The organism is Nocardiopsis oceani (assembly GCF_054777395.1).
Window position 1 is genome coordinate 96,068 of sequence record NZ_BAAHAR010000029.1, and the last position, 11,398, is coordinate 107,465.

Annotated in this window: 11 protein-coding genes and 1 tRNA gene; 8 read left to right on the forward strand and 4 right to left on the reverse strand. The window is 66.8% G+C overall.

What is annotated here, in order from left to right; all coding sequences use genetic code 11:
- Positions 1–159 precede the first annotated feature (159 nt).
- Positions 160–2,316 carry a DUF2637 domain-containing protein gene (locus tag ACYVDG_RS18635; RefSeq protein ID WP_460754269.1) on the reverse strand — a complete coding sequence of 719 codons (2,157 nt, stop codon included), beginning with the start codon at positions 2,314–2,316 and terminating at the stop codon, positions 160–162.
- A 302-nt stretch (positions 2,317–2,618) separates the two neighbouring features.
- On the opposite strand from ACYVDG_RS18635, the gene cysS reads away from it, so the two are divergent.
- The 6 genes from cysS to ACYVDG_RS18665 all read left to right on the forward strand — a co-directional run bounded on the left by cysS (position 2,619) and on the right by ACYVDG_RS18665 (position 6,538).
- Positions 2,619–4,022 carry a cysteine--tRNA ligase gene (gene cysS / locus ACYVDG_RS18640; protein WP_460754272.1) on the forward strand — a complete coding sequence of 468 codons (1,404 nt, stop codon included), beginning with the start codon at positions 2,619–2,621 and terminating at the stop codon, positions 4,020–4,022.
- 178 nt (positions 4,023–4,200) lie between these two features.
- The gene (gene rlmB / locus ACYVDG_RS18645) at positions 4,201–5,175 is read left to right on the forward strand and encodes a 23S rRNA (guanosine(2251)-2'-O)-methyltransferase RlmB (protein ID WP_460754275.1); all 975 of its coding nucleotides are present in this window, start codon (positions 4,201–4,203) and stop codon (positions 5,173–5,175) included.
- A gap of 64 nt (positions 5,176–5,239) precedes the next feature.
- Positions 5,240–5,312, forward strand: a tRNA-Thr gene (locus tag ACYVDG_RS18650).
- A 199-nt stretch (positions 5,313–5,511) separates the two neighbouring features.
- Positions 5,512–6,036: a hypothetical protein gene (locus tag ACYVDG_RS18655; protein ID WP_460754279.1), complete on the forward strand. Its 525-nt coding sequence runs from the start codon at positions 5,512–5,514 to the stop codon at positions 6,034–6,036.
- Positions 5,928–6,266 carry a site-specific integrase gene (locus ACYVDG_RS18660; RefSeq protein WP_460754282.1) on the forward strand — a complete coding sequence of 113 codons (339 nt, stop codon included), beginning with the start codon at positions 5,928–5,930 and terminating at the stop codon, positions 6,264–6,266. The genes ACYVDG_RS18655 and ACYVDG_RS18660 overlap by 109 nt, the downstream gene beginning before the upstream one ends.
- Entirely contained in the window at positions 6,251–6,538 is a 288-nt protein-coding gene (locus tag ACYVDG_RS18665; protein WP_460754286.1) for a transposase, read from the forward strand. Before ACYVDG_RS18660 ends, ACYVDG_RS18665 begins: the two co-directional genes overlap by 16 nt.
- 19 nt (positions 6,539–6,557) lie before the next feature.
- Here ACYVDG_RS18665 and ACYVDG_RS18670 read toward each other — a convergent pair whose 3' ends face one another.
- Positions 6,558–8,207, reverse strand: coding sequence for an FAD-dependent monooxygenase (locus ACYVDG_RS18670; protein WP_460754290.1), 1,650 nt, complete (start codon positions 8,205–8,207; stop codon positions 6,558–6,560).
- Positions 8,204–9,244, reverse strand: a complete 1,041-nt coding sequence (locus tag ACYVDG_RS18675) for an amidohydrolase family protein (RefSeq protein WP_460754294.1) — start codon at positions 9,242–9,244, stop codon at positions 8,204–8,206. Before ACYVDG_RS18675 ends, ACYVDG_RS18670 begins: the two co-directional genes overlap by 4 nt.
- A gap of 98 nt (positions 9,245–9,342) precedes the next feature.
- Between ACYVDG_RS18675 and ACYVDG_RS18680 the strand changes: the two genes are divergently transcribed.
- Positions 9,343–10,092: an IclR family transcriptional regulator gene (locus ACYVDG_RS18680; RefSeq protein ID WP_460754298.1), complete on the forward strand. Its 750-nt coding sequence runs from the start codon at positions 9,343–9,345 to the stop codon at positions 10,090–10,092.
- 88 nt (positions 10,093–10,180) lie between these two features.
- On the forward strand, positions 10,181–10,441 hold the full coding sequence (locus ACYVDG_RS18685) for a hypothetical protein (protein WP_460754301.1): 261 nt from the start codon (positions 10,181–10,183) through the stop codon (positions 10,439–10,441).
- Positions 10,442–10,891: 450 nt separating this feature from the next.
- On the opposite strand, the gene ACYVDG_RS18690 is transcribed toward ACYVDG_RS18685, so the two are convergent.
- Positions 10,892–11,251: a hypothetical protein gene (locus ACYVDG_RS18690; protein WP_460754304.1), complete on the reverse strand. Its 360-nt coding sequence runs from the start codon at positions 11,249–11,251 to the stop codon at positions 10,892–10,894.
- Between the last annotated feature and the right edge of the window lie 147 nt (positions 11,252–11,398).

Sequence of the window (11,398 nt, forward strand, 5' to 3'; positions counted from 1 at the left end):
TCCCGAAGACTGAGCACGAAGCACGCGCGAGCGGCCCCGCACCTCATCTGGTGCGGGGCCGCTCGCGTTGACTGCCGGTGGTCCGTCGGTCCGCGGGTGGGCTGGATCCGGTCCGGGACCGTGTGTCACAGGCCTCGGCCGAAACCCCGAGCAGTGCGGTCAGCGCTCCTCGGGCGGCAGCGGCTCACTGCGGACCCGGCGGGAGGGCGGGCCCGAGGCGAAGTCCGGCAGGGGCGGCCGCTTGGGCTTGAGGATCATCGGACGCTTCTTCATGGGCTCTTTGGGCTTGGTCGGCGCCTTCGGCCCGGGTACGGGCTCGGCCTCCGGTTCAGGGGCCGCAGCCTCCGGCTCGGGGGCCTTCTTGCTCTCAGCGGTCTCAGCGGTCTCCGTGGTTTCCGCGGTCTCCGCCGCGGCGCCGGTGTCCTGTGAGGGCAGCTCCTCGGCTTCGGGGAGCGGGTCCGACTCCGGTTCGGGGCGCGCGGCACCCGGGGGAACCGAGCCTAGACGGAAAGCGGCGCGCACCTCGGGACCGGTGTCGTGGTCGAGGGCGGGAGTGGGTTCGGAGGCGCTCCTGAGGTGCCCCCGCACCGTTCCCGCGCTTTCCGTCGACTCGTCGGACTCCGCGGCCTCGTCGGCCACCGCGAACCCGCCCGACTCAGCGCGCTCATCGGACTCGGTGCGCTCGGCCGGGGTGCCGTCCTCGTCGGGCGGGGTCCACACCGGCGGCACGTAGTCGTCCAGGGGTGAGGCCCCGCCGTCGTCGGCAGGGGGCTCCCACAGGGGCGCGGTGTCGGCAGCATCCGGAGCGGGTTCCGTGACCGCGGGCTCAGCGGCTTCCGCCGTGCTCTCGGTCTCGGACTCGGCTGCCCCGACCGGCTCCGATTCGGGTTCCGTGGCCTCGGGCTCGGGTGCGGAGTCCGCCGACTCCAGCGTCGGGAGCTCCTCGACGTCGGGAAGCGAGTCGGGATCGGTGACAGCGCTGGACTCGAGATCGGTGCTGGGCTCCGGCTCGGCCGCCACGACGGTGCTGGGATCCGGTCCGGGCTCGGCCGCCACGGGTGGCAACGGGGCCTCGGCCTCGTCCGAGCTGGGGTCGCCGACCGGGCCGTCGTGTTCGAACCCCTCGTCGGCCAGGTGCTCGGGGATCACGACGATCCGCTCGGTCTCAAGCTCGGTCTCGGTCTCAAGCTCGGTCTCGGGCTCGGGGTCCGGAACGGCGGCGGGGACCACCGGTACTTCGGCGGCGGCGCGCTTGATCGGGTTGTCCCCGGAGCGGGCTCGCCTGGGAAGGGGGAGTGTGGGTACGGACGGCTCGTCGAGGTCCTCGCTCCCCTCCCTTTCCTTCCCTTCCTCTGCGGCCTCGTCCTTGTCGGTGCCGGTGTCAGTGCTCGCGGCGGTGTCAGTGCTCGCCGCTGCGGGCACCGGCACGGTCGGGGCCTCGGGGTCGACCGGCGGCTCGCCGCGGGTCTCCTCTTCCTCTTCCTCTTCCGCGAGCTTCGCCTCGGCTTCTGCCCGTTCCGCCCGGTCCCTGGACTCCTGCTCGGCGCGGTCCCTGGCCTCTTGCTCCGCGCGGTCGCGGCGCAGTGTGGACGTGCGGGCGGGCAGCGGTGGTGCTTCGGTGAGGGTGTCCTCCTCGGGCTCATCGTCTTCCCGCTCCGCCTCCGGGCGGTCGTCACGGTCGGTATGGTCGGAGCCCAGCCGCATCAGGCGGGTCTTGAGCTCCTCGGGCTCCGTGTCCTCCTCCGCGGGGGCCTCGTCCGCCAGGCTCTCGGGGCGGTTGCGCAGGACCGTGGTGCGGTCGTCGGAGGGCCGGGGGCGCGGGTGCGCGGCGGCGTTGCGCTTGCGTATGTGTGCGCGCACCGTGATCCACAGCAGGAACGCGACCAGGAGGGCGGCCAGCGGTGCGACCGCCACCACGACCTGGATGAGCCTCTCGTTGGTTTCGGCGAGGCGGTCGATGAGCTCCAGGCTGTTCAGCACCATGGGCACGGCCGCGGCGAGGATGAGGAGGGGTATGAGGACGACGTCCACCCACAGGCGTTCCTTGGGTGGCGCGGCCCGGAGTACGTAGCTCACCCAGAAGGCCATGAGGACCAGCAGGGCGAAGGTCACCGGGAAGACGTGCGCGAGGAAACTGCCGTCGTCGTGCACGACGGCGGCGAATTCGTAGATGCCGTTGTAGGCGATGACAAGGGCGCACAGGGCGATGACGCTGACGAACAGGGCGCCACCGACGAGAGCACCGGCTCCCGCGCCGCGACCCGTGGTCCGAGCGTCCCGTGTCCCTGTTTCGGGGGCGTTGTTGAAAGGGGCCATCGTCATCGCAGCGTAGCCGAGCCGGTGCCGCTAACACGAGAATCCGGCCGATTCCGGTTGCTTCCAGGCGTCGCCTTGCGGGGGATATGTCATGTTCTGGTCGAATTAGCGGAGGGTGACGAGCCGTCCCCAACCGATGCCGTTCCGAAATTCCTGGTCATCTCACATCCGCACGATCCAATACGGCCCATCCCATATGCGGCCTCAGTGCAGTCCAGAGCGCACAGAGGCCGGTCCAGTGGACCACGGTGCTTCGTAGTTTGTGACGCGTGCGCGAGGGGAAAGCGGATAGGCTTGACAACGTGAGTCTGCGCTTCTATGACACCAGTGCCCGACAGGTCCGAGAGTTCACTCCGCTACGCGAGGGGTGTGCCTCCCTGTACCTGTGTGGTGCCACCGTGCAGGCACCACCCCACATCGGCCACATCAGGTCCGGGGTCAACTTCGACATCCTGCGCCGCTGGCTGACCCACCTCGGCTACGAGGTCACCTTCTGCCGCAATGTCACCGACATCGACGACAAGATCATCAACGTCGCCTGTGACGAGGATGTGCCTTGGTGGCAGGTGAGCGAGCGCAACCAGCGCGCCTTCACGTGGGCCTACGACACCCTGGGCTGCCTGCCGCCCACGGTGGAGCCGCGCGCCACCGGCCACGTGCCGGAGATGATCGAGCTCATGCGGCGCCTCATCGACGCCGGTCATGCCTACGCGGCCGACGACGGTTCGGGCGACGTCTACTTCGACGTGCGCTCCTACCCCGCCTACGGGGAGCTCTCCAACCAGCGCTTGGACCAGGTGGTGGAGTCCGCCGACTCCGACCCCGACCGGGACAAGCGCGACCCCCGCGACTTCGCCCTCTGGAAGGGCACCAAGGCGGGCGAGCCCAGCTGGGACACCCCGTGGGGGCGGGGCCGTCCCGGGTGGCACCTGGAGTGCTCCGCCATGGCCACCAAGTACATGGGGCCGAGCTTCGACATCCACGGTGGCGGGCTCGACCTGATCTTCCCGCACCACGAGAACGAGCAGGCGCAGTCGCGTGCCGCCGGCGACGGCTTCGCCCAGTACTGGCTGCACAACGGCATGCTGGCCGTCGGCGGCGAGAAGATGAGCAAGTCCATCGGCAACTCGCTGCTCATCCCGCAGATGGTCCAGAAGGTCCGCCCGGTGGAACTGCGCTACTACCTCGGCCAGGCCCACTACCGGTCCACGATCGACTACTCCGAGGCCGCGCTCCAGGAAGCGGCCGCCGCCTACCAGCGCATCGAGGGATTCCTCACGCGTGCGACGGAGGTGCTGGGTACCGTCAACCCGGCCGCCGACGTCCCCGACGGGTTCGCCGAGGCCCTCAACGACGACCTCGGGGTGTCCCAGGGGCTCGCCGTGGTCCACGGCCATGTGCGCGAGGGCAACACCGCACTGGCCTCCGGTTCCAAGGAGCGGGCCCTGGAGCTCGCTGCGGAACTGCGCACCATGCTCGGTGTGCTCGGCCTGGACCCGTTGGGCGAGCAGTGGGAGTCCGGCGGTGACCAGGGCCTGAGCGAGGTCGTGGACGCCCTGGTGGCGGTCGCCCTCGAGCAGCGCCAGGCCGCCCGCGGCCGCAAGGACTACGCAGCGGCCGACGCCATCCGCGACCAGCTGGCCGAGGCCGGCGTGATCGTGGAGGACACGCCGCAGGGCCCCCGCTGGGACCTGCGCAAGGGCTGAGTATTCGGTTCGGGGCCGGGTCCGGGGAACACACCGGGCCCGGCCCCGGCGCCGACGCGTGTGGTAGCGCGTCGGCCTTAGGCTGGGATGTTGCCGCCGCCCCTCGGCGTTGCGGCTACCCCATCGGCCGGAAGTGTTCTTCCGGCATGCTCGCAACACGTATCTGGAGGCGGCGACCATGCCGGCGAAGAAGAACAAGAAGGGCCCGACCAAGGGCAGCGGCGGCAAGAACCGGCGTTCCCTCGAGCCCAAGAGCGGCACCCTGCCCGCGGAGCAGCGGCACTGGTACGACGGCAAGCAGAAGCACAAGGCCAATAAGCGCGCCCAGGCCGCTGGCCCGGCCGGTGGTTCGGACAGCCCCCGCAAGGACCGCTCGCCCGACCGCCCGGACAACTCCGACCTGCTGATCGGCCGCAACCCGGTCATCGAGGCGCTCCGGGCGGGTATGCCCGCCACCCGCCTCTTCCTGGCCAACAGCCTCGACCCCGACGACCGCGTCAACGAGGCCGCCAAGCTGGCCGGCCACCAGGGCGTGGACGTGGTCGAGGTGAACCGCACCGACCTGGACCGCCGCTGTGAGAGCAACGGGCTGCCCGGCGCCACCCACCAGGGCATCGTGCTGCAGGTCCGCCCGTACCAGTACTGGGCGGCCGAGGGACTGCTGGACCAGGCGCTGGAGTCCGACACCCCGCCGCTGATCGTGGCCCTGGACGGGGTCACCGACCCGCACAACCTGGGTGCCATCGCGCGTTCGGCCGCGGCCTTCGGCGCGCACGGCCTGCTCATCCCCGAGCGCCGCGCCGCCAGCGTGACCATGGCCTCGTGGAAGACCTCCGCCGGAACCCTGGCCAAGCTGCCCGTCGCCCAGGCCACCAACCTGACCCGCGCCCTGGAGTCCTACAAGAAGGCGGGGCTGTTCGTCGCCGGTCTGGACGCGGACGGCGACACCCAGCTGCCCGACCTCGAGCTGGCCAGCGGCCCGCTGGTGCTCGTGGTGGGTTCCGAGGGCAAGGGCCTGTCCCGCCTGGTCCGCGAGGCTTGCGACGTCGTCGCCAGCATCCCGATCGGTGGAGCGGAGTCCCTGAACGCCTCCGTCGCCGCGGGTGTGTCCCTATACGAGGTCGCTCGCCGCCGCGGCGCCCGGGCCGAGTAGGCCACCCGGCGCCAGAACCGGTACCATCTGGTTGGACGCACCGGGGCCCAGCCCCGGTCTGTCGGCCGACGTAGCTCAATTGGCAGAGCAATCGCCTTGTAAGCGATAGGTTAGGGGTTCAAGTCCCCTCGTCGGCTCTTCTCTTGCCTGACCTGGTATCACTCCCATGGCGAGATCGCTGCCACGTAGCTTCGTCGCCTGGAGAGCTATCTCCTATGGGTACCCAGCGTGTTCGTCGGGGGCCGCGCAACATGGCCGCTGGACCCCTGAACCTCCACATCAAGTCCAACGCCTGCGCACCTGAGCTCGGAGAAGAAGAGCGAGCGCACGGTCGCGATGTACCGCGAGTCCGTCGCCTGGTTCGCCGCCGAGCACCTGTTTGCCGACGGTCAGCCCACGGACACCGACCGGCGCTACGACACCTCGGCTGACAGCAGCGCTGACATGGTCACCTTCGAGCCCGTCCGGGACTGGGAGCTGGTCAGCCGAATACACGTCCGCGCGTGGCTGGTGCGCCTGCACCGCCGCGAGTACTCGTCCAGCTACGTGAACAACCAGTACCGCTGCCTGCAGCAGTTCTTCAAGTGGCTGGCCGACGAGGAAGAGATCACCGACCCGATGCGCAAGGTCAAGCCGCCCAAGGTGGTGGCCGAGCCGGTTCCGGTGTTCGAGGAGGGCGAGGTCGACCGCATCCTGAAGATGCCCCGAACAGGCAGGACCGGTGCGCGGCCAAGCGGGGTGACGCCTGCAGGTTGCGCGACAGCGCCATCATCCAGCTCCTGCGGGATACCGGCATACGCCTGGCCGAGCTGGCCGGTCTCAAGCTCAGCGACGTTTCCCTGGACAAGCGGCGGGCCTTAGTCACAGGCAAGGGCGACAAGAGCCGCCACGTGAAGTTCACGCACGCCACCGCCAAGGCCCTGGACCGCCACCTGCGCCAGCGCGCCCAGCACCCGGACGCGCACCTGCCGTTCCTGTGGCTGTCCCAGAAGGGCGGGGCGCTGACCCCGGGGGTGAGGTTTTCGGACGATTGCTCTCGTGTGCTTGCCGAGTGTGCTCTGCCAGCGCATAACGGTTGTGTTGGCTGTTAAGGGAACGTCCGAGGCCGATCGAGGCCTGTCTGGCCACCGGTATCACCAACGCCGCCTCCGAAGGCAACAACCGCCTGATCAAGCTCGAGGCCCGCAACGCCTTCGGTTTCCGGAACCGGGCCAACCAAAGCCTTCGGTCACGCTGTGCAACCACGTGCCGGAGTAGACGGGAGGCCCACACCCATGAACTTCGAAGATCCGGTGTTCCCAAGTACTGGTGGAGCGGAAGCCAGTCTCCGCTTAGCTCGCTCTCGCACAGTCGATCCCGATGACGGGAATGACAGCTCCGGGTTAGCGGGCGTGGAATTGCGCCGCACGGCCGGTGACGAGTTGCGCCAGCAGGTCGACGTCTTCAGGCAGAGTTTCTCCCCGCCACACGATGTGCAGATCGGGCCGTACGAGAAGCAGGCATTCGCCGTACACTTTGGCTGCTTGGTCGGTATCTGGGCGCAGCGCGCGGAACGGCGCGCCGATTCGCAGGAACTCCTCGGAGAGGGGAGCACTGGAGACCCCGGCGCGTGTGGTGTCGATGAGTGCGTACTCCCAACCGATCTCGTCTTGGATCGAGTGGTCGGACGCGAGCCAGATGTTCGGCAGCCGACAGCCAACCTCAGTCGAGGGCTTGTATTCGAAGTCGAGTTCCTGGTCCTCTGACTCGGGCTGCACGTCGTAGGCGAGCACCGGCGAGGTCTGGTAACGGTAGCCGAGCTCGATCCCGTAGAGATCGTTGCTCCAGCGTTGCTTTCGCTCGGCGACCTCGATGAGAGCGGCACGAGCCGCGGCGCCCCGCGCTGTAGTGTCGGCGATTTCTGGGCGCCACATGTTCCTCCAGGCACGGCGACCCTGTGCGGCACGGCGAGACGCTGAGATGTTTCGGCGTCCCGTGGGGCGCCGTTCCGCCTCGTAGGAGTCGAGTAGTCCGAGCCCGCCCCAGCCCTGGAGCACTGCGGCGAGCTTCCACGACAAGTCGATGGCGTCACCCGCACCCGTGTTCATGCCGAGCCCGCCGGTTGGGATGACGAGGTGCGCCGCGTCGCCAGCGATGAACACACGGCGATCGCGGAACCGGTCGGCGAGCATAAGGCGCTGTTGCCACCCGCCGATGTAGAGCGTCTCGTAGTCGACGGGGAACCCGATAATCTTCTCGAATAGCGGAATCATCTCCTGGTCGGTAGCGACCGTAGCGTGCAGCGAGAAGTGCCGCTTGTCGTCTTGCACGATAAGAAAAGAGTTCTTATCGTCAGCGATATGGTAATGTCGGCCCTTCCCCATCGGGATTCGGTCAAGCAGATCCTCAGAATAGAACAAGGCCTGCTTCATCGCCAGCAAGGACTCGCCTTCGAGCGTGAATCCGAGCAGATCACGCACCGTACTGGAGCCGCCGTCGCAGCCGACAAGGTAGTCGGCTGAAATCTCGTATCGAGCACCCCGGGCATCTTCGAGCGTGACGGTGACACCGCCCTCGTACTGAGAGAAGTCGACGAGTTCACGATCGAACTCGATACTCACGTTAGAATGCTGATGGGCGAAATCCCTCAACAAGGGCTCGAGCGTGTACTGGGAAATGAGCTGGTACGGGACGGCGGCGGTGCTCCCGTCGCGAGTGGACTGGTATTGGGCCCGGAGCTGGTTCACTGAGTCGTACTCGTGCCTGACCAGGGGCGGCCGGTTCAAGTCCTCAAGGCAGATGAAGACGTCCATCGGCATGTCGTTGTCGAGACCTGCGTTGCGAATCTCGTCCTCGATGCCTAGACGGCGGAAGTTCTCCATCGTGCGGGCATTGCAGCGCTCCATCTTCGGGAGCTTGCCGAAACCGGGGCGTTTGTCGAAGAGTCTCACGCCGATTCCCTGCCGACCCAGCGCGATCGCGAGGGTGAGCCCGACCGGTCCCGCTCCCGCGATCACCACCTGGGTCGCCGAGAGTTTTTGGGCGTGAATCATTGGACTTCGGCCTCCTGGGTCAGTCCGAAGAGCTTGACTGGATTGCCCTGATAGATCGCGGTCTTGTCGTCGTCGGTGAGCGTCTCGAAGCTCTCCAGCGCACTGATCGTCGAGCGGATGAAGCCCGGGCCCTTCTCGGGATCGTAGGGACTGTCGGAGGCGAACAGAGTGCGGTCCACGCCGAAGAACCTGATCGACGTGAACAATGGGTCCGCGGCACCGAACGTCGCGGTGTCTATGTAGAACATCTTGAAGTAGTCAAGCGGACGCTTCGTGAGTGGATACGGTGCCGTGACGTCCTCCTTCTGGGCCTCAGGTGTGCGCGCACCCAGCTGGTCCCAGCCCTCACCAACGCGTCCCGCGAAGTGGGGGATCATGGCGCCGCCGTGGTGGATGAGGAACTTCAGGTTCGGCCAGCGCTCGAGGACGCCGGAGAAGACGATGCGTGCACAGAACACGGAGAGGTCGTACTCCCAGCCGAGAGCCCACCAGATCTCGTACTTCGAACGAGCCTCAGTGGGGTAGTCCGGCCAAGCCGATGTCCGGTTGGGGTGCACTTGGACAATCTTGTCGTACTCTGCGACTTTAGCCCAGAATGCATCGAACTCGGGCAAGTCGAGCGGCTTTCCATTGACATGTGAGTACACCTGCACGCCCACCGCATCGAGCTGCGTGAAAGCGTATTCAGCTTCCTCGATAGCACGCTGCGGGTCATCGAGTGAGACTGCCGCGCAGAAGCCGATGAACCGGTCGGGGTGGTCGGCGACCAGTTCGGCCAACGCCTCATTGCCCAACCGTGCCATCTCCGCGTTGAAGGCCGCGCCCCCCATATCCTCGAGCGGAGGTGCGGCGACGTTGATGATCTGCCGATACTCACCGAACTCGTCCATCTGTCGGAAGCGGAGATCGAGGTCGAACAGCGAAGGAATGTTGCGCGTGCGTTGCTGGAGATTTTTCAGTGGCTCGCTGTCATTGATCGCAAAGAAACGCTCAGCGTACCTCGGCGGGAGAATATGGCAGAAGGAATCGATTTTCATCGCGCCTCACTTCATCCAGTTGGCCTGATTATCACTATGTGATAGTATGATGTCGTTCTGCGAGAAACCACGATAGCACCTAGTGCGGAGGGGTCAAGATGGCGAGCCAGTCGTCCAAGCACGCTGCGGTGGAGAAGAAGACGCCCGGATCCGGCAGCGCCCGCAAGGTTCTGCAGATCCTCTTCTCGTTCTCGGAGCGAAGAACCGCAGCGACGGTTGCCGAGCTGGCTGAGCTCGTGGACGCTCCGATCCCGACGACCTACCGCCATGTCGCATTGCTGAAGGAGATGCAGCTGATCGAGGAAGGCACGGGCGGCACCTACCATCCGACGGCGAAGGTGATGTCGCTCGCCCGTGCCGCGCAACTGTCGAACACATTGGCAGAGATAGCCAAGCCGGTCCTCGCCGAAGCGGCGGACGCCTTCGACGAGACCGTGATGCTCATGCAGCACTTCGGTGAGGGCGTGGTCTGTGTCGAAGTCAAGGAGACGGATCGACCGATGCGCTTCACGTTCCAGCGCGGGCACACCGCGCCTCTGGGGGTCGGGGCGTCGGGGAAGATGGTGCTCGCCTCGCTACAGGACTTGAGTCGGGATCACGCGGTCACGGGATTCGATGTGGACCTCACGGACGTGCGCCGACTGGGACATGCGACGAGCGAGGGCGAGATCGACGCGGGAGTCTGGGCCTGCAGCGTGCCGGTCGTGAAGGGGCCGGGACGACCTGTGGCCCTAACGGTCGCTGGCCCTTCCGTGCGATTCGACGGCAAAATGCGAGAGCTGGCCCCCTCGATACTGCAACAGCACGCTGACCGGATCAAAGCGCTCCTACATCGATATTCGCTCTGAGCGGGACAAGCGCGCCCTGGAGGTACCGGTTTTGATGGAGTGACGTTTCGCCCAGTGTTCGCCCTCTGGGACACCGGCCTGCTCGACCGTGTGCTGGTGGCACGGGCCGCCCAGGGGCGCGGTCGCCGTCGCCGTCGCCGTCGCCCACGGATGGTGGCACACCTCCCTCGACGGCAGAACCGCGTTCGCGGTGCCCACACAACCGCAGGGCAGGCCGCGGCACCTGGTCGCCGCCCTGCTCAACACCGAGATCTGCCTGCTCAGAGAAAGCGTGTTCGACAAGACCTCCATGGCTAACCGTGCCTTGATCCGTGACGGGACCCGCCCGATCGGTTTCCTGCGGACCTGACTTCGCCGGAACCTGGATGGCCTAGGTCGGTGCGATGCAGAGAGGGTCGCGCAATCGGCCGTGTCCACCTCGACCAGCCGTCGACCAGGTGTGGCGGCTTTGGCCGTGCGCTTTTCCCGAGGGTCCACCAGGACGAGTGGAACATCGTATAGGAGCCTCTTGGCGACCGCTTTCAACTACGGCCGGGAGCGAACTTGTCCGTTCTGTCTGGTCGTTGTGTTCCCCGCTTATTCCGTCCACCGTTGCTGATGTCTTAAGCGAACATCAGCATTCCGTGCGTTTCTGTACGAAAGGTCCGTGACGGTGTCACCACAACCTGGGTTGGGTGTCCTGACGACGGTGTCCCGTTTCCTTCCGCATGTGCGGTCTTGCGCCACCGGCCCGCCCCGCACCCGCCCTGCGGCGGGCAGGGCGATTTCAAAGTCAGGGCACTGGTCACTCTGAGTGATTTCAGGTGAGGATGAACGGCAGCGCCCGAGAGCGATCCCGGCTGATCCACTGCGTGGTCCGCGTGATCTGACGGTGCCCGTGCAAGCGCAGCAGACTCATCGCTAGATTCTTCAGCGTGGCGAAGGTCTGCGGCCCGGCCCCGATCCAGGCCTGGTGGGCGTCCTCGGCCCAGCACACGTCCCGCACGTGATGTTCCAGGTTCTCCACGTGCCAGTGGGAGCGGGTACGGCGGTGGAAAGCGGCGGCGTCCATGGGACGGCTGCTGACCATCAAAGCGATCTGTTTGCTGTACGCCTGCCCGGCCAGGTCCAGCACGTCGCGACGCACGCACGCCACCGCCACAGCGTGAGGCAGATCCAAATCCAGATCCTGTACCGGCCCCGCCCAGGTGCGCCAGCGGTGGATGCGCCCATGGGCGCGTTCTTGCACCTGGTGTCCACACTCTTGCTCGGTCAGGTCAAGGACGCGGTCGATGACGGCTCGCTGGAGCTGGTCCTGGTTGCCCTT

Coding starts and splice junctions, on each gene's coding strand:
- ACYVDG_RS18670 (WP_460754290.1), bottom strand. CDS start 8,207: ATGATTCACGCCCAAAAACTCTCGGCGACCCAGGTGGTGATCGCGGGA.
- rlmB (WP_460754275.1), top strand. CDS start 4,201: ATGCCGGCGAAGAAGAACAAGAAGGGCCCGACCAAGGGCAGCGGCGGC.
- ACYVDG_RS18675 (WP_460754294.1), bottom strand. CDS start 9,244: ATGAAAATCGATTCCTTCTGCCATATTCTCCCGCCGAGGTACGCTGAG.
- ACYVDG_RS18655 (WP_460754279.1), top strand. CDS start 5,512: ATGTACCGCGAGTCCGTCGCCTGGTTCGCCGCCGAGCACCTGTTTGCC.
- ACYVDG_RS18680 (WP_460754298.1), top strand. CDS start 9,343: ATGGCGAGCCAGTCGTCCAAGCACGCTGCGGTGGAGAAGAAGACGCCC.
- ACYVDG_RS18635 (WP_460754269.1), bottom strand. CDS start 2,316: ATGGCCCCTTTCAACAACGCCCCCGAAACAGGGACACGGGACGCTCGG.